This is a genomic window from Exiguobacterium sp. s160 (assembly GCF_018617575.1).
Taxonomy (GTDB): Bacteria; Bacillota; Bacilli; order Exiguobacteriales; family Exiguobacteriaceae; genus Exiguobacterium; species Exiguobacterium aestuarii_A.
Genome location: NZ_JACSKK010000006.1, coordinates 23,431 through 48,834 on the forward strand (window position 1 = coordinate 23,431; position 25,404 = coordinate 48,834).

At 48.2% G+C, this 25,404-nt stretch carries 27 protein-coding genes; 19 read left to right on the plus strand and 8 right to left on the minus strand.

Annotated elements, in window-relative coordinates; genetic code table 11:
- Window positions 1-69 precede the first annotated feature (69 nt).
- The 5 genes from KNO86_RS11435 to KNO86_RS11455 all read left to right on the plus strand — a co-directional run bounded on the left by KNO86_RS11435 (window position 70) and on the right by KNO86_RS11455 (window position 5,135).
- Window positions 70-978, plus strand: a complete 909-nt coding sequence (locus tag KNO86_RS11435) for a TIGR01777 family oxidoreductase (protein ID WP_214696330.1) — start codon at window positions 70-72, stop codon at window positions 976-978.
- Between the two features lie 12 nt (window positions 979-990).
- The gene (locus KNO86_RS11440; protein WP_015880875.1) at window positions 991-2,145 is read left to right on the plus strand and encodes an amidohydrolase; all 1,155 of its coding nucleotides are present in this window, start codon (window positions 991-993) and stop codon (window positions 2,143-2,145) included.
- Window positions 2,146-2,322: 177 nt separating this feature from the next.
- On the plus strand, window positions 2,323-2,889 hold the full coding sequence (locus tag KNO86_RS11445) for a GNAT family N-acetyltransferase (protein ID WP_015880874.1): 567 nt from the start codon (window positions 2,323-2,325) through the stop codon (window positions 2,887-2,889).
- 168 nt (window positions 2,890-3,057) lie between these two features.
- Window positions 3,058-3,747 carry a response regulator transcription factor gene (locus KNO86_RS11450; RefSeq protein ID WP_015880873.1) on the plus strand — a complete coding sequence of 230 codons (690 nt, stop codon included), beginning with the start codon at window positions 3,058-3,060 and terminating at the stop codon, window positions 3,745-3,747.
- Window positions 3,744-5,135 carry a sensor histidine kinase gene (locus KNO86_RS11455; protein WP_214696332.1) on the plus strand — a complete coding sequence of 464 codons (1,392 nt, stop codon included), beginning with the start codon at window positions 3,744-3,746 and terminating at the stop codon, window positions 5,133-5,135. Before KNO86_RS11450 ends, KNO86_RS11455 begins: the two co-directional genes overlap by 4 nt.
- 23 nt (window positions 5,136-5,158) lie before the next feature.
- Here KNO86_RS11455 and KNO86_RS11460 read toward each other — a convergent pair whose 3' ends face one another.
- Window positions 5,159-5,446: a hypothetical protein gene (locus KNO86_RS11460; protein ID WP_214696335.1), complete on the minus strand. Its 288-nt coding sequence runs from the start codon at window positions 5,444-5,446 to the stop codon at window positions 5,159-5,161.
- A gap of 118 nt (window positions 5,447-5,564) precedes the next feature.
- Between KNO86_RS11460 and KNO86_RS11465 the strand changes: the two genes are divergently transcribed.
- On the plus strand, window positions 5,565-5,771 hold the full coding sequence (locus KNO86_RS11465; RefSeq protein ID WP_214696337.1) for a hypothetical protein: 207 nt from the start codon (window positions 5,565-5,567) through the stop codon (window positions 5,769-5,771).
- 29 nt (window positions 5,772-5,800) lie between these two features.
- Here KNO86_RS11465 and KNO86_RS11470 read toward each other — a convergent pair whose 3' ends face one another.
- Genes KNO86_RS11470 through KNO86_RS11480 form a run of 3 tightly spaced genes read right to left on the minus strand, consistent with a single transcriptional unit; the run spans window position 5,801 to window position 7,883 of the window.
- The gene (locus KNO86_RS11470; RefSeq protein ID WP_214696339.1) at window positions 5,801-6,250 is read right to left on the minus strand and encodes a cytidine deaminase; all 450 of its coding nucleotides are present in this window, start codon (window positions 6,248-6,250) and stop codon (window positions 5,801-5,803) included.
- Between the two features lie 50 nt (window positions 6,251-6,300).
- On the minus strand, window positions 6,301-7,677 hold the full coding sequence (gene rlmD, locus KNO86_RS11475; RefSeq protein WP_074033090.1) for a 23S rRNA (uracil(1939)-C(5))-methyltransferase RlmD: 1,377 nt from the start codon (window positions 7,675-7,677) through the stop codon (window positions 6,301-6,303).
- Window positions 7,674-7,883 carry a hypothetical protein gene (locus KNO86_RS11480; RefSeq protein WP_015880867.1) on the minus strand — a complete coding sequence of 70 codons (210 nt, stop codon included), beginning with the start codon at window positions 7,881-7,883 and terminating at the stop codon, window positions 7,674-7,676. The genes rlmD and KNO86_RS11480 overlap by 4 nt, the downstream gene beginning before the upstream one ends.
- An 85-nt stretch (window positions 7,884-7,968) precedes the next feature.
- On the opposite strand from KNO86_RS11480, the gene yfkAB reads away from it, so the two are divergent.
- Genes yfkAB through KNO86_RS11495 form a run of 3 tightly spaced genes read left to right on the plus strand, consistent with a single transcriptional unit; the run spans window position 7,969 to window position 10,508 of the window.
- A complete protein-coding gene (gene yfkAB, locus KNO86_RS11485) occupies window positions 7,969-9,075 on the plus strand; it encodes a radical SAM/CxCxxxxC motif protein YfkAB (protein WP_214696346.1) in 1,107 nt (368 codons plus the stop codon).
- Window positions 9,076-9,128: 53 nt separating this feature from the next.
- A complete protein-coding gene (locus KNO86_RS11490; RefSeq protein WP_214696348.1) occupies window positions 9,129-9,323 on the plus strand; it encodes a hypothetical protein in 195 nt (64 codons plus the stop codon).
- 42 nt (window positions 9,324-9,365) lie between these two features.
- Window positions 9,366-10,508, plus strand: a complete 1,143-nt coding sequence (locus KNO86_RS11495) for an MFS transporter (protein WP_214696349.1) — start codon at window positions 9,366-9,368, stop codon at window positions 10,506-10,508.
- 40 nt (window positions 10,509-10,548) lie between these two features.
- Here the strand turns inward: KNO86_RS11495 and KNO86_RS11500 are convergent, their stop codons facing one another.
- Both KNO86_RS11500 and KNO86_RS11505 read right to left on the minus strand, forming a co-directional pair.
- Entirely contained in the window at window positions 10,549-10,851 is a 303-nt protein-coding gene (locus KNO86_RS11500) for a hypothetical protein (protein WP_214696351.1), read from the minus strand.
- A 133-nt stretch (window positions 10,852-10,984) separates the two neighbouring features.
- Entirely contained in the window at window positions 10,985-11,929 is a 945-nt protein-coding gene (locus KNO86_RS11505) for a DMT family transporter (RefSeq protein WP_214696353.1), read from the minus strand.
- Between the two features lie 199 nt (window positions 11,930-12,128).
- On the opposite strand from KNO86_RS11505, the gene KNO86_RS11510 reads away from it, so the two are divergent.
- The 4 genes from KNO86_RS11510 (at window position 12,129) to KNO86_RS11525 (ending at window position 16,604) form a co-directional block, all read left to right on the plus strand.
- Complete coding sequence (locus KNO86_RS11510; protein ID WP_214696356.1) at window positions 12,129-14,036, plus strand: heavy metal translocating P-type ATPase; 1,908 nt, start codon at window positions 12,129-12,131, stop codon at window positions 14,034-14,036.
- A gap of 117 nt (window positions 14,037-14,153) precedes the next feature.
- Window positions 14,154-15,080, plus strand: coding sequence for a carbohydrate kinase family protein (locus KNO86_RS11515; protein ID WP_074033083.1), 927 nt, complete (start codon window positions 14,154-14,156; stop codon window positions 15,078-15,080).
- A gap of 67 nt (window positions 15,081-15,147) precedes the next feature.
- On the plus strand, window positions 15,148-15,585 hold the full coding sequence (locus tag KNO86_RS11520; RefSeq protein ID WP_214696358.1) for an NUDIX domain-containing protein: 438 nt from the start codon (window positions 15,148-15,150) through the stop codon (window positions 15,583-15,585).
- Between the two features lie 65 nt (window positions 15,586-15,650).
- Window positions 15,651-16,604 (plus strand): YihY/virulence factor BrkB family protein, encoded by a 954-nt coding sequence (locus KNO86_RS11525; RefSeq protein ID WP_214696360.1) that lies wholly within the window; start codon window positions 15,651-15,653, stop codon window positions 16,602-16,604.
- A 39-nt stretch (window positions 16,605-16,643) separates the two neighbouring features.
- Here the strand turns inward: KNO86_RS11525 and KNO86_RS11530 are convergent, their stop codons facing one another.
- Window positions 16,644-17,177 carry a beta-class carbonic anhydrase gene (locus tag KNO86_RS11530; RefSeq protein WP_074033130.1) on the minus strand — a complete coding sequence of 178 codons (534 nt, stop codon included), beginning with the start codon at window positions 17,175-17,177 and terminating at the stop codon, window positions 16,644-16,646.
- Window positions 17,178-17,214: 37 nt separating this feature from the next.
- Entirely contained in the window at window positions 17,215-18,114 is a 900-nt protein-coding gene (locus KNO86_RS11535) for a 1,4-dihydroxy-2-naphthoate polyprenyltransferase (protein WP_214696362.1), read from the minus strand.
- 168 nt (window positions 18,115-18,282) lie between these two features.
- On the opposite strand from KNO86_RS11535, the gene KNO86_RS11540 reads away from it, so the two are divergent.
- From KNO86_RS11540 to menC, 6 genes are read left to right on the plus strand one after another with little or no spacing between them, the layout of a single operon-like run.
- Window positions 18,283-19,650: an isochorismate synthase gene (locus tag KNO86_RS11540; RefSeq protein WP_214696364.1), complete on the plus strand. Its 1,368-nt coding sequence runs from the start codon at window positions 18,283-18,285 to the stop codon at window positions 19,648-19,650.
- A gap of 13 nt (window positions 19,651-19,663) precedes the next feature.
- Window positions 19,664-21,313: a 2-succinyl-5-enolpyruvyl-6-hydroxy-3-cyclohexene-1-carboxylic-acid synthase gene (gene menD / locus KNO86_RS11545; RefSeq protein WP_214696366.1), complete on the plus strand. Its 1,650-nt coding sequence runs from the start codon at window positions 19,664-19,666 to the stop codon at window positions 21,311-21,313.
- Window positions 21,310-22,089: an alpha/beta fold hydrolase gene (locus KNO86_RS11550; RefSeq protein ID WP_214696367.1), complete on the plus strand. Its 780-nt coding sequence runs from the start codon at window positions 21,310-21,312 to the stop codon at window positions 22,087-22,089. Before menD ends, KNO86_RS11550 begins: the two co-directional genes overlap by 4 nt.
- A 1-nt stretch (window position 22,090) precedes the next feature.
- A complete protein-coding gene (gene menB / locus KNO86_RS11555) occupies window positions 22,091-22,915 on the plus strand; it encodes a 1,4-dihydroxy-2-naphthoyl-CoA synthase (RefSeq protein ID WP_214696369.1) in 825 nt (274 codons plus the stop codon).
- Window positions 22,916-22,966: 51 nt separating this feature from the next.
- A complete protein-coding gene (menE, locus tag KNO86_RS11560; protein WP_214696371.1) occupies window positions 22,967-24,325 on the plus strand; it encodes an o-succinylbenzoate--CoA ligase in 1,359 nt (452 codons plus the stop codon).
- Window positions 24,322-25,389: an o-succinylbenzoate synthase gene (gene menC / locus KNO86_RS11565; RefSeq protein ID WP_214696373.1), complete on the plus strand. Its 1,068-nt coding sequence runs from the start codon at window positions 24,322-24,324 to the stop codon at window positions 25,387-25,389. The genes menE and menC overlap by 4 nt, the downstream gene beginning before the upstream one ends.
- The last annotated feature ends 15 nt before the right edge of the window (window positions 25,390-25,404 follow it).

Sequence of the window (25,404 nt, forward strand, 5' to 3'; positions counted from 1 at the left end):
GGGTATTCATTTGGATATACTGACTTATACCCAATTTTAGAAACAACACATGATATCGGAGGGAATTTCATGAAAATCGCAATCACCGGTGGAACCGGGCTCATCGGTCAACCACTCGTTCGTGCACTCGCCGACGCCGGACATCAAGTCGTCGTGTTGACACGTCATCCACGTCCCCGCCATCGCGGTGTGTCGTTTATCGAATGGTTGACACCGAATAGTAAACCAGAAGAGGAACTCGAGGGAACAGATGCGTTCATCCATTTGGCCGGCGCCTCAATCAACGACGGGCGATGGACCTACAAACAGAAACAAGCCATCCTTCAAAGTCGAATCGAAGGGACGAAGGAAGTCGTCCGGATCATTCAACAGTTGAAACAAAAGCCACAGGTTGTCATCAGCGGCTCGGCCATCGGCATATACGGTGAAGATCGTTCCATCACGTATTCCGAAGAAACCCCATTACCGACACGGACTAATTTCCTCGGGAATGTCTGCGTCCTCTGGGAACAGGAAGCAGAACCCATTCGTGATTTAGGCGTTCGTCTTGTGACGATGCGCACCGGCGTCGTCTTATCGAATGATGGTGGTGCCTTCCCGTTAATGAAACTCCCCTATCAGTTCGGGGTCGGTGGTAAAATTGGTTCAGGAGAGCAATGGGTTCCTTGGATTCATTTAGACGACCTCGTCCGCTTGTTCGTGCACGTCATCGAGACTGATTCCATTGAAGGACCCGTCAACGGCACTGCACCTACACCGGTGACGATGAATGAGTTCGGGAAAACGATTGCGAACGTGATGCATCGTCCTCACTGGATTCCGGCACCTGCTCCAATGATGCAACTCGCCCTCGGCGAAAAGAGCGTCATCGTCCTAGAAGGAGCGAAAGTCGTTCCGACGAAGGCACTTCAACATGGTTTCGACTTCCGCTATGAAACATTGGAACCGGCTCTATCACAACTACTACAAGATGCTTAAGGAGAATGAATTGTGAGTCACTTACTAATCCGAAATGCCCATATCTACCCAATCACTGCCCCTCATTTTTACGGAGACCTCCGTGTTCGAGACGGGAAGATCGTCGAAATGTCCGATTTACTTGAACCGACTGACGGGGAGCATGTCATTGAAGCCGAAGGAAATTTTTTATTCCCGGGCTTCATCGATGCTCACACCCACCTCGGATTATATGATGAAGGAACCGGCTCTGTCGGAAACGACGCCAATGAGACGGTCGAAGCGATGACGCCTCATGCTCGTGCGATCGACGGGGTATACCCGCTTGACGAAGGATTTCAAGAAGCGCTGATGGCAGGCGTGACCGCCGTTCAGGTCATGCCAGGAAGTATGAACGTCATCGGTGGTGTAACCAGTGTCATCAAAACACACGGTCGCTATATTGACGACATGATCGTCCGTCGTTATGCCGGATTGAAGATGGCGCTCGGCGAAAACCCGAAACGGATTCATAGTATGGGGAAAACCGGTGATTTGACGCGGATGGGGATTATGGGGTTGCTTCGTGAAGCGTTCCGTACCGTCGGATCGACCAAAACGATCGGAACGTTCGGCAGCCAGATGATTCAACTTGCCCTCGACCGAGAGATGCCGATTCGCGTGCATGCCCACCGCGCCGACGACATTTTATCTGTCGTTCGTTTTGCCCAAGAGTTCGATCTCGACTATCGCATCGAGCATTGTACAGAAGGTCATCTCGTCGTTGAAAAATTACAAGAACTCGGTGTGAAACATGTCACCGTCGGACCGACATTTACTCGAAAATCTAAAATCGAGCTTCAGAACAAGACGTGGGAGACGTATCGCATTCTCCATGAGCACGGCATGATCGTCTCCATCACGACCGACCATCCGTACACGCCGGTCCAATATTTGAACTTGTGCGCCGGACTTGCAGCACGTGAAGGACTGCCTGTCGACATCGCGTTACGCGGGATCACCATCAATCCGGCTGAATCACTAGGTGTCGCCGACCGAATCGGCTCTCTCGAAGTCGGAAAAGATGCCGATTTGGTGCTTTGGAGTCACTTCCCGCTCGACTACTTATCGAAGCCGATTATGACCATTGTGAACGGTGAAGTCGTGTACAAAACGGACCGTGCTGAAACCCATCATGAGGTCGAATAATTTTCATTATTTTTCATAAGGGTTTTTACGCATAATTTACTTGCTTTTTTAAAAATACTATATAAAATTATCTTGTAACTTCATAAAGCAGCCAAGGCGGTTCGAACAGCGAAGCCAGAAGTATGCTTTCGTTACGACTATTCTTCAGCGGTCTGAAATAGGAGGAGGAATGTAAAGGTGCTCAAATTTCGTGAGCTCACCGACTGCGCGGAGTTGTTCGAACTGATGCAACACCCAGATGTCTTTCCGTATGTCCGTCAAAAGACGGTCCATTTTGACGAATTTTTATTTAGCACGAAGCAAATCATCGAGCTAGAAGAGCAAGGAAATATCATCTCACGTACCATCACGAACGAGTATGGCACCCCGATTGGGACGATCAGCTTGTTCGATGTCGAATCCGGCTATGGATTCCTCGGCACGTGGCTTGGCAAGCCGTATCACGGCAAAGGTTATAATCAAGTGGCGAAAGAGGCGTTCTTCTCAGAACTGTTCTTCGAGCTTGATATTGAGAGCGTATTTTTAAAAATCCGTAAATCGAATGAACGATCGATTGCGGCAGCAGAGAAGCTCCCGTACGCGTTTTGCGCGAACGAGATCCGCTCCGAACTGCTCGCGGAGATCAACCAAGGTGACGTGGAGTATGTTTTATACGAGGTATCCAAGTCGAGCTTCCAATTGTACTTGCATGCCCTGCACGTCCCGGAATACGAAGTGCCATACGAGGCACAACTCGAAGCATGAGCCAATTCTGTCAAAGAATTGGCTTTTTTGTGGCGTTTTTGTGTGGATTTGATGGAGGGAACTTGTCGGAGCCGAATAAATCTGTTCTAATTCGAAGAGATAGGTATGATAGAAGTATGAGGGATTTATCACAACTCCCGTTAACCGTTTTGCAAAGGAGAATGGCATATGTCAGAATCAATGTTTCGTATCCTCGTGACCGACGACGAAGAACAAATGCGCGATTTGCTTGTATCAAATTTAGAAAAAGAAGGGTATGAGACGGTCACCGCCTCAAACGGCCTTGAAGCGATTGAACGCTTGAAAGAAGAGACGTTCCATCTCGTCTTACTTGACGTGATGATGCCAGAACTCGACGGATTGACGGCCTGCATGCGCATCCGTGAGTTCTCAAACGTACCCATCATCTTGTTGACGGCACGCTCAGAAGAGCTCGACCGCATTCACGGCCTGAAAATCGGGGCAGACGATTACATCACGAAACCGTTTAGCCCACGCGAGTTACTCGCACGAATCGAAGCGACGCTCCGTCGTACGCACAGCTTCTCGAAAGAACAAGAGGCGACGTTTGATGTCGGAATCCTCTCGATTGATATCGAAGGACGTGCCGTCAGTGTGAAAGGGAAGACCGTCAACTTGACACGAAAAGAGTTTGATTTACTCTATCTGTTCATCACGAACGACGAGAAAGTATTCTCTCGTGAGCAATTGCTCGATCAAATTTGGGGGACCGAGTACCACGGGAACCTTCGCACGGTCGATACTCACATTAAGACGCTGCGCCTGAAACTCGGAGAGGCGGGCGGTTATATCCAGACCGTTTGGGGGATTGGCTACAAATTCGAGGCAAACGGATGAAACGATACACGATCAGGAAGCGGATTTGGATTACCATCTGGACAGCCAGCCTCTTCTCAGCGTTCGTGTTTCTCATCATGACGTTTTATCTGTACGACAAGTTCTATATTCAAACGCAAGAAGAACTGCTCATCAATCGCGGAGAGAAACTCGTCACAATCTATAAGGCCGACGGTTTCTCTGACGCTTTTGCTGACAGTATGACGTATACGAACGAACTGACCGAAACGAAAGTATTCCTTTCCTCCGTTCGAGAAGATACACTCGGCTCCGGTAAGACGTTCCTACGACAACAAGATCTCGAGCGTCTCCAAGGTGGATATGCAATTTCTGTCACACGGAAGCATCCGACCGAGGACGTCGATATTTTAATGACCGCCTTCCCGCTCATACGCGACGGGGAGCTCGACAATGCGCTCATCCTCTATATGGAACTCAGTAAAATCAGCGAACCGTTCCAACCGATTCGGCTCATGATCACGTTCTTACTCATCCTCATGATCGTGAACTTGCTCCTTTTCGGTAAACAGATTATCGATACGATCATCCAGCCGCTCATCCAGATGAAACGCGCCTCACAAGTGTATGCGCAAGGTGATTTCTCACACCGCATCCCGATTGTGTATGATGATGAGATCGGCGAGTTGGCGGATACCCTCAACTCGATGGCGGAGTCACTCGGACTCGTCGAAGAACAGCGAAAAGAGTTTCTCGCGAACGTCAGTCACGAACTCCGTACCCCACTATCCTACATTCGTGGGTACACGGAGATGCTTCAAGATGACACGTTGGATGAAAAAACACGGGCGCAATATTACGACATCATCGAAAACGAGACGAACCGTCTTCAACGTCTCGTCACGGACTTACTCGACCTCGCACAGCTAGAGCGCGATTCGTATCCGATGACAAAAGAACCCGTCGTGTATTCGCAAGTGCTTGAAGATGTCCTTTATCGACTCGAACCGATTGCCCGGGCAAAAGGAGTGACAATCGAATCCGATTTAGACTTCGACTTGATCATTCTTGGCGATCATGACCGACTCGAACAAGTCATCGGTAACCTTCTCGATAATGCACTCCGCTACACCGAGGCGGGCAAAACGATTTATGTGAAGACATTCGCCGAGACAAACTATGCGATCACAGAAATACGCGATGAAGGTCGAGGCATTCCGAAAGAAGATCTGGATAAATTGACGGAGCGTTTCTATCGCGTCAATAAATCACGGACAAGAAAAGATGGCGGCACCGGTCTCGGGCTCGCCATCGCGAAACATATTATCGAACGACATGAAGGATCGCTTCACTTCAGCTCAGAAGTTGGGCAAGGGACGACGGTTACGGTCGGCTTACCTCTCTTACCAGAAGAAGCGTTCGATATGTAAAAAGGCAGCCTCGCGGCTGCCTTTTAAATGTCTTTCCCTTTATATTGATCGACCGACTCTTGCTCGAGTCGCTCTCGTTCTGCATGTGTCTGCGGGTATCCGTTCGCTTGCCATTCGGCACGATGACTCGAATCGAGTTGCGTGAGACCTTGCTCCGCTTCATCCTGATCCGCATCGACGCTCTCCCGCTCGTCCATCTTCTGCCACGTATCTTCTTCCTCACGTTGCGAAAGCAATGCCGCCACTTTCGGTGCAACGAGTGCTGCGCCTGCAACACCGAGTACAATCCCCATCAATACTTTACGATCCATCCTGTCCCCTCCTTCACTATGAAATCTTCATTCCACCATTTGATCATCTTAAAACCCAAACCGAAAACGTTTACAACTTTTCAAGGAGTGGAATTTGTAGTGAGAAGGAGGCGATTGGATGGAAAAGAAACGACCTACGTCGAAACGTCCGTTTGATAACCCAGACGCTGTCGATACGGACAAAGAGAGTATTTTTGACGAGGACGGCATGCAAACCGTCGACCCGATTCCCGTCGAGGAATTGAATGAACGGGTGAAGGATGAGAAGAACAAACGTCACTCCAAAGATGAATCGGCGAGTGAAAAGAAATATAAAGACGAATAAACAAGCTGCGGACAATCGTCCGCAGCTTGTTACGTTAAGTCCTTCGGTGAAAATCCGTAAGGCAACATTTCTTCTTTTGTCATCACTTTTGTTTCACCGTTCAAGTTCGCAAGAATTAAGGTAAAATCCTCTCCTGCGAATTCGGCGATGACTTGACGGCACGCTCCACACGGTGAAATCGGACCTTCTGTATCGCCGACAACAACGACCGTCTCAATCGAGTCACTACCTTCCGAGACAGCTTTAAAGATGGCTGTCCGTTCGGCACACATCGAAAGTCCGTACGAGGCGTTCTCTACGTTACATCCCGTAATCTCTTTACCAGATGCATCGATGACGACGGCTCCGACGTTAAATTTTGAATACGGTGTATAGGCGCGTTTGCGCGCTTCAATGGCTTTATGCACGAGTTCTTGTACGCGTTCTTGTGAAATCATTGGATGTTCCTCCACTTCTAAATTTGAGAAGAAGTCTGACATCTGAACTATAACGTGAAAACGCTTACGTGACAAGTCTTTTTACCGACTCGTCAATATTTTTTCTTTTTCTTTTTCTCGAACACGACGACCGATTCAACGTGAGACGTCTGCGGGAACATATCATACGGCTGAACGTAATTGACCTTGTATCCCGCTTTCATCAACTGATCGGCATCTCGCGCGAGCGTTTGCGGGTTACATGATACGTAAACGATTCGTTTCGTCTTCGATGAAATAATCGAGTTGATCAATTGATGATCCATCCCTGTTCGTGGCGGATCGACGACCACGACATCTGGAATCCAGCCATCTTTCACCCAACGAGGGATCCAGTGCTCGGCACGTCCTTCGACATACGTGACATGGTTATAGCCGTTTTCACGCATATGGTCATTCGCATCTTCGACCGCTTCGGGGACGACTTCCATCCCGCGAATTTCTTTCGCATACGGTGCCAACCAAAGACCGATTGAACCGACACCTGCATAAGCATCGATGACACGTTCCTCACCCGTGAGTCCTGCCGCTTCAACGACTTCGCGATACATTTTTTCAGTTTGCGCCGGGTTCAATTGGAAGAATGCACGTGGTGACAGATGATAATGCACATCATCAAGTTGTTCATCCATCTTCTCTTGTCCTGCGATATGGACTGTCCGATAACCAAAAATCACACCTGAACGATTCGCGTTGATGTTGATATGGAATGAGACGACGTTTGGCAATTCCATGATTCGGTCACTTAATTCATCCAAGTCCGGAACATCTTCATGTCCGACGACCAAAACGACTTGAACGTCATTCGTCTTGTAACCTGAGCGAACGACGACCGTCCGAGCATAACCTGTGTCACGACGTGCATCGTAGACGGGAATGTCGAGTTCGTTTAAAATACGGACAATCGCATTGTTGATGTTTGTCGTGTCACGTTGTTGAACCATACAGTGCTCGATTGGTACGAGATGGTTCGAATTCGGCTTGTAAAGACCGGACACGATTTCCCCACGGCGTGTACCGAGCGGGAACTGTGATTTATTGCGGTAATACCATGGATCATCCATGCCGATTGTCGGACGGATATCCGATTTGTCCACGTTGAGTTTTGTCTTTTGACGGAAAGCGTTTCGGACGATTTCTTCCTTATACTCCATCTGCAGACGTGAACTCATATGTTGGATTTGACATCCACCGCACTCGTCGTAAATCGGACAAGGTGCTTTGACGCGATCTTTTGAGTCGTTATCGCGTTTGACGACACGTGCCTCCGCATAGTTTTTTTCGACACGTGTGATTTCGACTTTTGCTCGTTCTCCCGGCAATAAGTTCGGAATGAAGATAACCATGCGATTAATTGTCGCAATGCCTTCTCCATTAATGCCAAGTCGTTCGACTGTGACATCTTTAAAATCTCCTGTGATTAATTTCAATCTGATTCATCCTTTCGAGACGATTGTTCTAGGTCTTTGGCGTAACGCACAACTTTGGCGCGCAACGAATCAATGTCGGCTAACAGGCGATGTAAATCTTCAGGTGTCGTATGCTCATCTAGCGTATTGACCGATAGACATAGCAATTCCGTTCTCGATTTTAGGACGTTCATCTTTCCGGCGGTATCTGTACGTGATTTACCCATCTTGTAATCGCTCCTTTGGTTCGTGACAAAGAGTTGCTATTATAGCATACTATTTCGTGTAACTTGATGAAAAGGTGGAATCCACATGCAAAACATCTCCCCAACCTTCGACCCTTGGGAAGCCTATCTCGACCAAGTGGAACATGGTCGACTCGTCTTATCCAACGTCGAAGTAACCACAACAAAATTGTGTAACATGCGCTGCGAGCACTGTGCGGTCGGTTATATGCTCGACCAAACGGAAGAACCGGAAGTGCCGCTCGAACTGTTGATTCAACGGTTAGATGAAATCGAACATTTACGCGCTTTCTCCATCACAGGTGGCGAGCCGATGTTATCGATGAAATCGGTTCGAAACTATGTCGTCCCGCTGTTACGTTATGCGAAAGAACGCGGGGCACGTACGCAAATCAACTCGAACTTGACGTTACCGTTATCTCGCTATCATCTTATTACCCCTTACTTGGACGTTTTGCACATTTCGCATAACTGGGGCACCGATGCCGATTTCCTTGAAGGTGGATTTGCAATGATGGACCGGAAACCGAGTGAAGAGGCCCGGTTAAAAATGCTCCAAACGATGAAAGATAACGCCCGCGCCCTTACCGCTGAAGGGATCATCGTGTCAGCAGAAACAATGATTAACAAACGAACGATTCCGCATTTAAAAGAAATTCATGAAGAAATCGTCTCACTCGGTTGCCAACGTCATGAGGTGCACCCAATGTACCCCGCAGATTTCGCTAGCGCACTCGAATCTGCGTCACTCGCGGATACGCGACAAGCAATTCACGACTTGCTCGATGTCCGAGACGAGAACGTCTGGATGTTGTTCGGCACGTTACCATTCTATGCATGTTCTGATTTGCCGGAAGATCGCGCTTTATTGAAACGACTTCATGAAACAAAAAACGTGACGGTCCGAAACGATCCGGACGGCCGTTCACGCCTTAACACGAATATCTTCGATGGTCAGATTATCGTGACCGATTTTGGTGATGAGCTCGGTACACTCGGTACGGTATATGACACGTCTTTCCAGGAAGCTTACGATACATGGACGAACAGTCAATTGAATGCTACACTCTCTTGTCACTGTCCTGCCGTGAAATGTCTCGGGCCGAACGCACTCGTCAAACAAGCCTATTATCCGACAGTCGATTTCCAATCCCGTAAAGCTACCTCGTTTTAATTATTTCGATTCGGGAAATGTTCTGTATATTAACTGAATCGAGGTGTGTATAGATGACAGCGATTTATGTATTCATGATTACAATCATGGCCATTATTATTTTTGGTGGTGTGCTTAGCATCTTATTGACAGCCGCATTCGTTTCAGACAAAGTAGAGCATGATGAAATGTTTAGTCAAGGCAGTTGGGATGATGAATTGCTTCACTTGAATCACTCTCCACAACCGATTGACGACACGAAAAGCTGAGAACCTTCTCGGCTTTTTACTTTGACTTCATGAGGTGAATCCATGCTCCGCTTTCGTTTTATGATTTTACTATTGATTGTCTTTATATCCGGCTTGATTCAAGGTGCGCTCATTCCCCTCCTGTCCACGTTGATTGAACGTGACGGAGCACCTGCTTGGGTGAACGGATTGAATGCAACGATGCTCTATGTCGGGGTAATCGTTTCTGCGCCGCTCCTTGAGCGCTTCGTCCGAAAATACGGGTTCCGTCCGACCATCGTCCTCGGCATTGTGTTAACCGCATTCGCGACTTTCGCTTTGCCCATCTGGCCGTCTTTACTCGTGTGGGCGATGATGCGGTTCTTTATCGGGTTTGGTGACTCTGCCCTCCACTACGGTTCACAAGTGTGGGTGACATCTTCTACGGATAAGCGTAGTCTCGGTCGCGCGATGGCGTATTATGGGATGTCGTTCAGTCTAGGTTTCGCCGTCGGACCTTTACTTGCACCACTTGTCGATTTATGGTTTTGGTTACCGTTTTTGATCATCGTCTTTTTCTGTCTTGCCTCATTGATGCTCGTCTTTAAAGTCGAGAATGAGTTCCCTGAAATCGAGAAAGTGAAGACGGATTCGAAGGGACGCATTCGGTTGATTTTGGTCAGTGCGGGATACACGCTTCTCCCTGCGTTTACATACGGATTTCTTGAAGCGAGCTTGAATGCCAACTTCCCAATCTTTACGTCACGTAACGGGATGAGCCTGGCGGAGACGAGTACACTGATTACGACGTTCATCGTCATGTCGATCGTCGTTCAACTCCCTCTCGGTCGACTCGCTGACTTGTATGGGAAGAAACGAATTTTACAAATCGTTCTGGCGTTCGGTACACTTGTCTTCGCTTTAGCGAATGTTGTCGTCGATCACTATGTCGGTCTACTCGTGCTGTTCGCTCTTGCCGGCGCAGGGTTAGGGTCGACGTATTCACTCGGTCTAGCACACATGACAGAGGTGCTCCCTCGCTCCCTCCTCCCGACTGGTAACATGCTGTATAGCATCTCATTCAGTATCGGCTCGATTTCAGGACCAATGATTGGCGCCTATTGGTTATCGCTTCCGAAAGAGGTTTATTTCTTCATGTATACGTTGATTTTAGGCATTCTCGCCTTGCGACTCTTCACCTCTAAGTCAAAACCGATCAATATATAATATAAAGAGGCAGATGGTTCCTATGAACCATCTGCCTCTTTTACTCTACAACTCGATCCATCTCTTCATCGTTTAACTGCAACGCCTGGATGAACACTTCATCTAGTGCGAATGGCTCCGTGTCCAGCGAGGCGAGGACTTCCGATTTCAACGTCACCTCTACGACACGATCTTCGAACTGCCATCTCGTCTGAATGTCATCCCCTTGTCTCGTCGCGCGGGTCGCCACAGGACCGTGACGTTCTTTTAAACTCTGACTCACGCACTTCATCACGTACTTGACGTACTCATCTTTCGGTTGACGCGAGATGAGGATATTACGGACGATTCGATTTCTAGTCATTGTTTTTCCTCCTTCCTTTGAATGATTGCGTACGTAAGTCTTTACAAACGAAGACCGATTTCCGAGCTTAAAATTCAGAATTTTTAATTTATTTTGTCACGGGATTTTAATTCCGTCAACTCCGTCTCTTTTTTCAATGACTCACGCTTCGTTTTTTCACGCGCTTCCCTTGAAAATAAGTAGACAAATAAATCCCTACGATAACGAAAATGAGTCCGACAATCGCGTTCCACGGTATGGTCTCCCCAAGTAAAATACCTGACAACATGACACCAAATAAGGGAACTAGGAAGATATAGAGTGAAATCCGACTGACTGGATTATGTTTCATCAACGTATTCCAGAGTGTGAAGCCAATCGCTGACAACATTGCTAAATAGAAGAGGAAGGCAATCGTCTGTCCGGTGTATGGCATCGAGATCCCACTTGGGTCTAACAAATAGCCGATAATGAGCAATCCAATCGAACCGATCACCATCGCCCAAGCTGTCATCGGGGCAACATCATATTCTTTCGAATAATCCTTCGCAATCAAATTTCCAAACGCACCCGAGACCATCGCTAAAATCAGTAAGATCTCACCCAATCCAAAACCGACCTCCGTACCAGTTGCCGGCCAGTTCGCAATCACGATTCCAGAAAAGCCAAATGTCAAAGCAAGTCCTTTCAAACGATTCAATTTATCATCGTCATAGCGGATATGTGCAAGCGCCATTTGGAAGAACGATGTCGATCCGGCAATGATTGACCCTTGAACGCCAGTCGAAATTGAGAGTCCGACATAAAAGAACAAATATTGAAGGAACGTTAAAAAAGAACCGAGATGCGCATACGCTTTAAACTTCTTAGGCGTCAATCGAATCGAACGTTTCAATACCGTCTGACTGATGATGAGTAGAAGGATCCCAGCAAGCAAGAAGCGCTCACCTGCGAACAACAACTGTTGACCATATTCGTTCGACTGAATATCCAACTTCTCATAACTCAGTTTGATGAACGGAAAGGCACTGCCCCATAACAACGTATTAAAAATCGCCAAAAACGCCACTGTCCATGGGCGTTGAAATATATTTTGCATGACACAAAAACTCCTTAATCTTTTTATTTGTGAGTCACTGATGAGCGTGTTAGAATGAACCTAGATAATAATTATTATAAATAAAGGGATTGAGTCAATTAAAGACTAAAACCTTATATTAAGCCAATTGAAGATGATAATCATCATCAATCATTATCATTTAATCGAGATTTATTCTCAATTAGAAAGAAGGGATTCTATGAACGTCCAATCGGTTACACACGAAAAAAGCCACGTATTCAAACGGGCTAGCTGGTACGAACATATCGAATTGATCATGGCGCTCATTAGCGGTGTATTGATTGTACTCGCTTATATCGCCGAAACACAAGAAGGAGCACCTTGGATTCATGTCACGCTTTACTTATCTGCTTTTTTCATCGGAGGATACGCAAAAGCGAAAGAAGGAATCACAGACACGATTGAAACAAAGTCTTTGAACGTAGAGCTACTCATGATTATCGCCGCTATCGGTGCCGCATCCATCGGCTATTGGATGGAAGGTGCGATTTTAATCTTTATTTTTGCTCTATCGGGTGCCCTCGAAACGTATACGATGAATAAAAATGAGCGCGCACTCGAATCATTGATGGAATTACAACCTGAACAAGCAACTCGTTTAACCGATTCTGACAAACTTGAAGTTGTGCACATTGACGACCTGAAAGTCGGTGATCGGATTTACGTCCGCCCAGGCGAACGCATCCCTGTTGACGGGCGAATCATGAAAGGAAGCGCATCTGTCGAAGAAGCCGCTATTACAGGAGAGTCTGTCCCGGTTGACCGACAAATCGGAGATGACGTGTTTGGATCAAGCGTCAATTTAAACGGTGTCTTGACGATTGAAGTGACAAAACTCGCAACCGAGACGTTGTTCCAAAAAATCATTCAAATGGTCCAGCAAGCGCAGGAAGAAAAGTCACCTTCTGCGCAGTTCATCGACCGCTACGAAGGGCGATATGTACAAGTTGTTCTTCTATCCGTCGCAGCCATCATCCTGCTCGGTCCCTTCTTCACGTCATGGTCTCTCGAAACGAGCATCTATCGCGGAATGATTTTACTTGTCGTCGCTTCTCCTTGTGCCCTTGTTGCCGCCATCACGCCTGCTGCCCTAGCAGCCATCGCCTCATCCGCGAAACACGGGATCCTGTTCAAAGGTGGTGCTCATATCGAGAACATGGGACGGTTGAAAGCAATCGCATTTGATAAAACCGGAACGCTCACGATCGGGAAACCAATCGTCCAAGAAGCGCTCATCTCACCTGATTTACAGGAAGTCGAAGTCAACCGAATCGTCAGTTTGATTGAAGAACATTCGATGCATCCGCTCGCCGAGGCCCTTGTCTCTTATACCGGAAAACATACCGGAGAGATGACGCACTTTAAAGACATCACAGGTTCCGGAATCGAGGCGACAATTGACGGGACGACATATCGCGTCGGTAAACAGAAGTTCGCTGACCGAAGTGGTGACTTCTTCAAAGAAGATGTAGAGCGGTTGAAAGAAGCCGGTCACACACTCGTCTTTATTAGTGATGATTCTCGTACAATCGGCGCCTATGCTCTCCGAGACACGTTGCGGGCCGAGGCTAAAGTAGCAATCAAGCGTCTGAATGACCTCGGAATCGCGACAATCATGATTACGGGAGATAATGAAGCGACTGCTCGTGCCATCGCAAACGAAGCTGGATTGACACGTTATATTGCCGAATGTTTACCAGAAGAAAAAGTTTCACAAATCAAAGCGTTACGTGAAGAGTACGGTTCAATTGGAATGATAGGCGACGGCATCAATGACGCACCTGCCCTCGCGACCGCTGATGTCGGAATCGCGATGGGTGAAGGAACCGATGCCGCTCTTGAAACAGCCGACGTCGTCTTGATGAAAAACGACCTCATGCGTTTGAGCGACGCTATTCGTCAATCACGCAAGCTGAACCGAATCGTCCTACAAAACGTCGTCTTTGCGCTCGGTGTCATTCTCGTCCTTATTGCCACAAACATTTTCGAACTGCTCATCATGCCGTTTGCGGTCGTCGGACACGAGGGTTCTACCATTCTAGTCATCTTGAATGGACTTCGTCTTCTCACCTCTTCATGGGAATAACCGATTCGACAAAATCGAATCGATGATTGAAACGATATGTCGATTTCGTTATAATTGAAACAATGTGTCTAAATGGACTGAAACAGATCGAAAGATTGGCTAAAGGTGGTACATGATATGAATACGATTGCAGTCATCGGCAAAGTGTTTGTCGATATTAAAGGAACATCTTTCGCACCGCTTCATAAAGATGCGAAAAATGTTGGCGACATCACTTTCTCTAATGGCGGAACAGGTCGGAACGTTGCTCAAAACTTAGGTGTACTCGGTAACGACGTTCGCTTCGTCTCAACTGTCACGAACGACCAAATCGGGGTCGGCGTCCTCGAGGAGTTGCGTGGTTTACAGGTCAATGTCGATGGTGTCGATATGCTCGACGATAACGGAATGGGAATGTGGCTCGCCGTCATGGATAACAATGGCGACCTCCAAACATCGATTTCGAAACAACCCGACGAAGCACGGATGGAAGAAGCGATTTTACGCCGAATCGACACAGTCTTTAAAGAGAGCGATGCGGTCGCAATCGACTTAGACTTGTCTGTTAACGTCTTAAACGAAACGATTGAACTTTGCCGTGAGATGGACTTGCCACTATACGGTGTGTGTGGCCACCTTTCTGTCATTGAACGGAACCGCCATTTACTTCAAGGCTTCACTGGATTCATCTGTAGCCGCGAAGAAGCGGAAATCTTGTCCGATATGTCAATCGTCACGGTGGATGACGCACTACGCGTCGCCGAAGTACTCGCCATGAAAGGTGCACCCCTCACAATCGTTACGATGAGCGAGCTCGGGGCTGTTTATGTCGACCTTCGTACGAATGAACAAGGTCACGTCCCAACAACGAAAGTAAAAGTGGCCGACTCTACTGGGGCCGGTGACTCATTCTTCTCCGCTGTCATCTCAGAACTGATGAAACAGCATCCAATCGAAGATGCGCTTCGTCTCGGGATGCGTGTCGCAGGAAAAGTCATCGCGTCACACGAGAACGGATTGACGCAAGACATGTATGATTCATTAGAACAACCTACGCAAAAATGAGTTGAACGCATCGGCGAATCGTCGATGCGTTTTGTGCAAAATTATAGGAATGAAAGGAACGATCTCAGTGGTTCGAACGAAATTAAGAAGTGCAATCATTCTCATGAATGATCAAGATGAAGTGGCTTTGATTCGCCGCGAAAAAGAAGATGTCTTGTATTATGTATTCCCTGGAGGGGGAGTAGAATATGGGCATACGACTGAAGAAACAGCCGTTCGTGAAGCGTTTGAAGAACTCGGCGTTCATGTCGAGTTAGAAGGGGTTGCTGCCTATGTTGCCTTTAACAACGAGTTAAACCCTTACTATTGGGCGAAGATGACGGGTGGCGAATTCGGGACCGGAACGGGTGAAGAATTCCAAGAAGAACAGACAAACGGATCGTACACCCCGATGTGGATCAAGCGATCGGCGTTACCCCATCTTCCGGTCCGTCCTCCATCGCTCGCTGAAAAACTCGCCTCGCATGAGTCACGTTTTTACGATTTGACGTTATCTGAGGATTAATCATGTGTATCCTCGACCGAATTCGGGAAACATTTTTTTAATGACCGAGTCAGGAGGGTTTCATGATGGCAATGACAGAAGTAAAGGAAAAAAAGAATTGGTTCGGGTTTGGAAAAGAGTTATTCCGTCGTTTTAAAGAGCATGATGTACAAGATTACGGGGCCACGCTCGCATTCTTTTGGTTTTTATCGATTTTCCCCGGAATCATCTTCATTTTGGCACTCTTATCATTTTTTGATATCTCACAAGATTCGTTTCAAAACCAATTGAACGATTTGGCGCCGGGTTCCGCTGCTTCCGGGTTTTTGACGGGTATCTTTGACGCAATCGGGGAACCCCGAGGCGGTCTCTTATCGCTCGGTGCGATTTTAGCCATTTGGTCTGCCGCAAAAGGGGTCGATCGACTCATCACGACTTCCCTACACGCGTATGGCGAGGACAATGAACGAAATTTCTTTGTCAAAAAAGGATTAGCGCTTGGTTTGACGATTCTACTCGGGATCGGGATGCTGCTTCTCATTCTCTCTAACGTGTTTGGGGCGCAAATCATCTCGTTCGTCACCGAATATTTACCCGTCAACATTACCGGGGCAGAAGAGATGATGATCAATGTGTTCCGCTACGTCTTGACGACAGTCGTCTTGATTTTGACGCTTTCGATTTTTTATAAAGTCTCACCGCAGCAACACGTATTCTGGAAGAGCACGATACCAGGAGCCATCTTCGGTGTCATCGGTTGGCAGCTCGTATCTTTTGGGTTCAGCTTATACGTCTCAAACTTCGGAAGTTACGACTCGACCTATGGCTCGCTTGGTGGAATCATCGTCACGTTGCTTTGGTTACAATTGACGGGAATGATCATCCTCATCGGGTCTGAAATTAACGCGACGTGGATGCGTTTCTTTAAAACGCCAAGTGAACAAGAATATGAACGTGACTTCAAGAAGAACAAAAAGAAAGCGAAACAAAAACAAGAAGAGGATGACTACGAAGACATCCCAACAAATACGTACGGCTAATACAAAAAGGAGCACGTTCGAGTTGAACGCGCTCCTTCCTTATGCCTCTACTGGGTCAAGACGTCCTGTCGCCGGGTCAATCACGAACCCGTGGACATTCGTGCCTGGTGGTAATAATGGATGATTGTTGATTAAGTTGATTGAATGAACGACGTTCTCTTCGACCGAATCAAATCCATGTAGCCATTGCTCCAAATCCATCCCTGACGATTTCAACGTCTTCAACGTCTGAGGATCGATTCCTCGTCGTTCCATCTCTTCAATCACAACAGACGGCTCGATTGCCGCCATCCCACAATCGTAATGACCGACCACGACAACTTCCTCCGCGCCTAGCGCATAAAGCGCGACTAAAATCGAACGCATGGCTGAACCAAATGGATGCGACAAGACAGCTCCCGCATTTTTGATGATTTTAGCGTCTCCGTTCTTAAGTCCTAGCGCTTGAGGTAACAGTTCCGTCAAACGTGTATCCATACACGTCAAAATCACGATTTTCTTATCCGGAAATTTATCAGATACGAACGGCTCGTACTGTTTTTCCTCTACGAAACGTTTGTTAAATTCAAGCATTTCTTTTACGACTGACACGTTAACGCCTCCCCTTTTCTCACATCACAAATCTTGAAACAATGAGTCCGACGACCATCCATGCCCCGAACAACGTATTCACCTTCGCCGTCATCGCCATCGCAGGCATCAATTCGGCCGGTTCGGCCTTTTGCCAAAACCGTTGAATCGCTCGAACCATGACCGGCACGGTGAATAGTGATAGCAAGACCCATGGTGTGACTCCATAATACACGACGGCGACGATGATGCCGACTAATGCGGCGATAAAGAATGCCGCGAGTACATATACGGCACGTCGATGACCGACTAGACACGCGATTGTTTTTCGCCCGTTCTCTTTATCGTTATCTAAGTCTCGAATATTGTTCGCAAGTAAGATTGCCCCAATCAACAAGGCCATCGGGAACGACACGAGCAACAATTCCGTCGTCACCGTATTGATTTGAATATAGCCAGCGATTCCAATGATGACATATCCCATGAAGAGACCTGCAACAATCTCACCAAACGGCGTATACGCAATCGGTAACGGACCTCCCGTGTACAAGTATCCAACGAGCATGGATAACGCACCGACCCAAAGCAGGTGCCAACTCGTTGACGCTGCGATATAAAGTCCGAGTATCGCCGAGACAGCATACATGCCAAGGGCGATTGACAGGATTTGATTTGGCGTAAACCCGTCGCGCACGATGGACCCACCAATCCCGATCGATCCTTCATGATCTAATCCTCGCTTATAGTCATAGTACTCGTTAAATAAGTTCGTTGCGATTTGAATGAGGACTGACGCGACTAACATCGCAAGAAAGAGTCCCCACTTCAGTTCGGTTTGATCGAGGACGATGAACGTCCCGAGCAAGACCGGAATAAAGCTTGCTGTCAGGGTATGTGGGCGAATCATTCGCCAATATGCCCCTTTTGATTTCTGTTTCATTTCGTTCCCTCCCTTCGTTAGTTTACGTCTCGATGAAAAAATCTGTCAACGCTAGCCATCTCTCTCACGTTCCTTACAATTTCTCAAGCATTTCATAGGCAAGTGGATTGCGAACTCATGATACACTAAAGAGTGAGAATTCTATCGGATTGAGGAGGCTTTTCTTTCATGCCAGATACTCAAACACATATAAAACAACGAATCGAGCAAGCCCACAAACGGGCACGAGCTTGGCAACGACCTGTGCTCGCATCCTACACATGGGAAATTTCGGCGTTCGATGCGTTTCAAATCATCCAGAACACGGATACGTCCCACTATTACTTCATGACACCGGACCGTACACTTGAAATGCTCGGTTGCGGAGATGCGCTCGTCTTGAGTGCCTCTGGACCCGAACGATTTCAGCGACTCCAGTACGATTGGAGTCTTCATCGGCGAGATGTCGATGCGACCGTTCATGCGTTTGCTGGCTTTTCGTTCGATACGTTCATGCGTCCACAAAAGAGTATGTGGGATGCCTTCGGGGAGGCATCGCTCGTCGTTCCAAAATTTTTATACCGCCGTTATAAAGACCGACACACATTGACAGTCGCGACCCTTGTCTCTTCGAAACAATCGGTCGAACAGTATTTAATTCAATTAGCCGATCAATTGGCGCAATTCAGCTCACTACGCCCGGCCGAAGAATCAACACCGTCCTATTCGAAAGTAAAAGACGGTGTGGAACATTACAAATCAAGTTTTCAGCAAGCCAAGCAGTTGATCGAGGAAGAGCGAGTCGAAAAAATCGTCATCGCGCGAGAAGAAATTTATCAACGTTCCGATGACGCTTTCCCTTTCGCTAAGAGTTTGAAGCATTTGGCGGACCATCAAGAGTCGAGTTACATCTACTTATACCAACCTAAACGTGACATCGGCTTCTTCGGAGCGACACCTGAACGATTGATTCAAAAAGAAGGGATGCGACTGAATACAGCTGCCATCGCCGGAACCATCAAGCGCCCTCAGACTGAAATCGAAAGCGACCTTGCGAAGGAACAACTGTTACATGATGCGAAAAATCGTGAAGAACATCAAATCGTCGTAAAAGATATTAAGCAAGCTTTGACACCTTATACCGCGCCGATTCACACGAGCGAGACACCGCAAATTCTTGCGAATCGGTCGGTGTTTCACCTGCACACTCCAATCCAGGCGACACTCGAAACAAACGCTTCCTTGTTGTCGTTAGCGGAAGCACTCCATCCAACCCCAGCCCTTGGTGGCTCACCGAAGCGGACATCGGTCCGATTACTTCGTGAAATCGAGCGGTTCGACCGTGGATGGTACGGTTCTCCATTTGGCTGGGTCGATAACGATGGGGATGGCGAGTTTGTCGTCGCCATCCGCTCGGCACTCGTCCAGCATCAGTTCGTCGCACTTTACGCAGGAGGCGGGATTGTCAAAGACTCGGTTCTCGAGCAAGAGCTTGAAGAAACCGAAATGAAAATGAGTCCAATCAAACAAGCTTTGCAGTTTGATTCGCACGATTAAGGAGGCACCCTACATGAATAAGATGTTGACCGACTGGGTAGCATCCATGGTGAATCGACTTGTTGAATCTGGCGTGACCGACGTGGTCATCAGTCCGGGTTCTCGTTCGACCCCACTCGCGATAGCGGCTTATTTACACCCGCAAATCCGCCATCACATCATCGTCGATGAGCGCTCCGCTGCATTTTATGCTCTCGGATTGACTCGATCGACGGACATTATCCGTCCTGTCGCACTCATTTGCACGAGCGGTACGGCTGCGACAAATTACTACTCGGCGGTGACGGAGGCATTCATTTCGCAATTGCCGCTCATCGTCTTGACGACCGATCGACCACATGAACTTCGGAACGTCGGGGCACCACAAGCGATCAATCAAGTCCGATTATACGGTGAACAAGTAAAGACGAGTCTCGACTTACCTGTACCTGAAGAAGCAACGCTGCCGTTCATGCAGCAGACAGTCACTCGCTTCACGAATCTTGCCATGCAGTCACCCATGGGACCCGTTCACTTGAATGTCCCGTTCCGAGAACCGCTACTCCCAGACCTTGAACAGTTGAAGCTGATGCTGAGAGGTGAACCCGCTATACCGGAAAGACAGCGTGTTCGCCCGACAAACATCGATCGGGAAATCTTTTTGGAACGTACGAGTCAAAAGCAACTCGCATTCGTTGTCGGCCCTTACACACCGATATCATGGCAAAAAGCCATTTACAAATCAGCGACCGAGCATAATATCCCGATCTTTGCGGATCCACTCAGCGGCATGCGTCGTTTCGACGGTGTCTTGACGAACTACGACACGTGGCTCGCAAGTGAACACAAAGCCGACTGGTTACCGGATGTGTTCATTCGATTCGGTGCCGCTCCCGTTTCAAAACGACTCAATCAGTGGATGACTGCGACGGAACTAGTTGTGATTGAAGAGCCGGGCTCTTATCGTGACCCAAGTAGCCGTGCAACCATCTGTTACGGAGACGCACTCGACTTTTTACCACTGATTGAATCAACAAATGATCCACGTTACGTTGAACGACTACGTTTCTTCGAGGATGTCACGGAAGTGGCGAAGCCTTCACTTCAGGGAGAAGCTGAATTGACGAAACGATTACTCGATACGTCCATCGAACGTCTCTTCGTCAGTAACAGTATGCCGATTCGTGATGTCGATACGACATTATCCGCCGGAAAGAGCGTGCAAGTTCTTGCAAACCGGGGGGCCAACGGGATTGACGGTGTTCTTTCGAGCGCACTCGGGAGCTGTTTTGACACGTCGCATGCCGCTCTACTGATTGGTGATTTGGCATTCTACCATGATAGCAATGCCCTACAACTGTTAAAACATCATCCTGGGAAGTTTTCAGTCGTGATTTCGAATAATAATGGTGGAGGGATTTTCTCCTTTTTACCGCAAGCTTCCGTCGATACCCAACTTTTCGAAGATTTGTTTGGGACACCGCTTAATTTGAACATTCGTGGGTTTGCCGAGACTTACGGGTTGTCCTATCGTCTGATTGAGCAACCACAGGAGATTCAAGAAGCGATTGAAGACGGCATTCATTTGATTGAGTTCCCATCGGATCGGGAGCAAAACGTGACGACTCACCGAGGATGGACGCAGTCTGTCTGCGCTCGTCTCGTCACGGAGAATGAGGCATGATCGTCGAGTTGCGAGGTGTCGACTATGAAGTATGCATTCGAGGAGAAGGAAAACCAGTATTATTTTTACACGGGTTCACGGGAAATGCTCAATGGGTCGATTCATTCCCTAGCTTACCGGTTCGACTCGTGTCACCTTCATTATTGCAACATGGCGCAACGGAACGCCCTCCCGTCACTCGTTCGACGATGAGTCAACAAGTGAAGGATCTTTCACGCCTACTCGATTTAGACGATCGTCCTTGGACAGTCGTCGGTTATTCACTCGGCGGTCGAATCGGATTGACACTCGCCGCGTGCGACAAACGCGTCGAACATGTCATCGGGGTCAGCACGACACCCGGTCTCCGATCTTCTAAAGAACGGACAGCTCGTCGACGTCAAGACGAAGAACTTGCCCGATTCATCGAAACCGAAGGACTCTCCGCATTCGTCAAGCGATGGGAGAACCTTCCACTTTGGCGACAAACTGAAGAGATGAAACAATCACTTAGGAAGGACCGACTCGCACAACATCCGACTGCTCTTGCGAACAGTTTGCGCGCCATCGGTACAGGTCATATGCCTTCGCTCTGGGGTGCATTGCACCGCCTTCCCCACGTCGCTTTGATTGTCGGGGCAGAAGATTCTAAGTTCAAAGCGATTGCACGAGACATGCAGAAAGAGCGTTCTGATATTAAAATCTATGAAATTTCAGATGCGGGGCATGCTCCTCATATCGAGAATGCACCAGAGTTTGGTACAATAATAAAGAAATTGATTTTAGGGGGTATTTAAAATGGAATCAGTAGCGAACTGGACATCGGTCCGTACGTATGAAGACATTAAATATGAAACATGGAATGGGATTGCTAAAATCACCATCAACCGTCCAGAGGTACGCAACGCGTTCCGTCCGTTGACGGTCAATGAATTGATTGATGCATTCGCACGCGCACGCGACGATAAAGAAGTCGGCGTCATCATCTTGACGGGTGAAGGCGAAAAGGCATTCTGTTCAGGTGGAGACCAAAAAGTTCGTGGGCATGGCGGATACGTCGGGGAAGATGAAATCCCGCGCTTGAACGTCCTCGACCTTCAACGCCTCATTCGCGTCATTCCAAAACCGGTCATTGCCATGGTCGCAGGTTTTGCAATCGGCGGAGGACATGTCCTTCACGTCGTATGTGACTTAACAATCGCAGCGGACAACGCTCGCTTCGGACAAACAGGTCCTAAAGTTGGTTCGTTCGATGCAGGATATGGTTCTGGTTACTTAGCACGCATTATCGGTCATAAGAAAGCTCGTGAAATCTGGTACCTTTGCCGCCAGTACGATGCACAAGAAGCACTCGAAATGGGACTCGTCAACACAGTCGTCCCTCTCGATCAACTTGAAGCAGAAACAGTCAAGTGGTGCCAAGAAATCTTACAGCACTCACCGACTGCACTTCGCTTCTTGAAAGCAGCAATGAACGCGGACACAGACGGTCTTGCTGGACTTCAGCAACTCGCTGGAGACGCAACGCTTCTCTACTACACAACCGATGAAGCGAAAGAAGGACGCGATGCGTTCAAAGAAAAACGTGACCCTGACTTCGGTCAATTCCCACGTTTCCCTTAATTTTGTTGAGAGAGTAGCGATTCCGCTACTCTTTTTTTGGAGGTTACAGACATGTATGAATGGATTGAACAACATCCGGCATCACAGATCGCACTCGTGACACGCGAGGAAAGACTGACGTGGGAAGCGTTACGTACCGAGAGCCTGCAACTTGCCCAATACATTCATGAACAGGCACCCACTGCCGAAAAGATTGGCATATTCGCTAAAAACAGCAAAGACTATATCATCGCCGTCCATGCGGTGCATCTGCTCGGCAAAGTACTCGTTCCAATCAACACACGCTTGACCGAAGAGGAAGTACGCACTCAGTTAAACAAAGTAAGAGTTGATTTGCTTCTCGTCGATGACGAGATCGATTTGCCGGTCACACAACGTTTCGTGACACGTCGGGCGCGATCATGTTTCACGGTGACACATGAGTGGAAAGAAAATGACACGATGTCTCTCATGTTTACGTCTGGTACGACGGGGCGGGCCAAGGCTGTACAACAGACGTATGGAAATCATCTCGCAAGCGCACGTGCTGCCGAAGCGCATCTAGACTATCGTCCATCTGACCGAATGCTTACGGTGACGCCACTCTTCCATATGAGTGGACTTTCTCAAGTGTATCGGAGTGCAATCATCGGTTCGACGCTTTATGTTGAGCCACGTTTTGATGTCGACCGCACCCTTTATTTAATTGAAACTGAAGGCATTACTCAGTTGTCACTCGTCTCTATCATGCTTCAGCGACTGCTGGATGCCGGTCTAGAAAAACACAGTCTTCGCACCTTGCTCGTCGGAGGTGGGCCTGTCCCTCGTCCGTTACTAGAAGAAGCAGAGCGACGACAGTTACCGGTCGCTCAAACATATGGGATGACCGAAACGTGTTCTCAAGTCGCCACGCTACTTCCAAGCGAAGCGCTCTCACATATCGGTTCGAGCGGGAGATCCATCGCACCGACCGTGATCCGAATCAGTCAGGACGGGGAGATTGAGGTAAAAGGACCAACTGTGACGAGTGGGTACTTCGAACAACCCGAATCAGACGCCCGGACACCAGACGGTTACTGGAAAACGGGTGATCTCGGAACGATGAAAGACGGGTATTTATATGTACACGATCGCCGAAACGACCTCATTATTTCTGGTGGTGAAAACGTATACCCTGCTGAAATCGAGGCTGCGATGTTACGATGTGCCGGTGTCCGAGATGTTGGGGTTACGAAACAAGCACACCCGACCTGGGGAGAAGTCCCGCTCGCCTTCGTCGTCGGATCATATGACCCGACGGAGATGCAGGCAATCCTCGATTCCCAGTTAGCCAAGTATAAACATCCGCTTGCGATTCATCACGTAGAGGACCTACCTCGAAACGCGAACGGAAAATTAATGCGTCATCGCTTAAAGGAGCTACTGCCATGATCAAACGTGCTGACCTTTCGATTGTCCCTTTAACATTTAAACACCCCATCGTAACGGCGCACGCCGTCTTGTCGGTGAGACGAACACTCATCCTTCGACTTGAAACCGTAGATGGTGTCGTTGGATATGGCGAGGGTGTCGCCTTTGAGACACCTTGGTACACGGAAGAAACGACCCAGTCCATGATTGATACATCAAAATTGATTCTTCATCTATTAAAGGGCATGACGGTCACGACGGACGTGTTTCCGACCCTCGTCTCATCGATAATCGGTCAACGAATGGCGAAAGCGATGTGGGAAAGTGCATTATGGGAGATTGAAGCAGCACGCGCGAACATGTCACTTAAGTCGTATATGAAGGCCGGGGATACCGTCTCCTGCGGTAGAACGATCGGGATTGGGCTACTCCATCAGACGATGAACTCGATTGAAGCGGCGCTAGCCGATGGTTTCGAGCGAATCAAATTGAAAGCCTCCCCTAATGAATTACTCCCGGCACTACGCGAAATCCGAGCCGTCTTTCCAGATGCGCCGCTCATGATCGACTTAAACGGAAGCGCGTCCGATCAACCGATAGAATGGTTCGAACAAATCGACGCCCATCGGTTATTGATGATTGAACAACCGTATCCGAGCCGCCAGTTCGCCAAATCGGCGACTCTTCAACAAAAACTCAAGACACCGATCTGCCTCGATGAGTCGATTACGTCTTACGACGATGTAGAGACGATGACGCAACTCGGCGCGGGTAAAATCGTCAATATTAAGCCGGCACGTGTCGGTGGTTTCAGTGAGGCGTTACACATTCGGAAACACGGAACGCCGTACTGGGTCGGTGGAATGTATGAATCAGGGATCGGAAGGTATCATACCCTATTATTCGCTTCGCTCAGCGGCGCGAGCTTTCCGGCGGACATGTCTGGGACGAGCGCTTACTTCGAGCAAGATTTGCTCGATACACCGCTTGAGGTCGAGAATGGGAAATTGACGCTTCCGGACTCAGTACAACCAGACTGGGATGTGATTGAACAGCTGAGAGAAACAAATATCTCGCTAGCTTAGGCGTTTTTTAAAGGA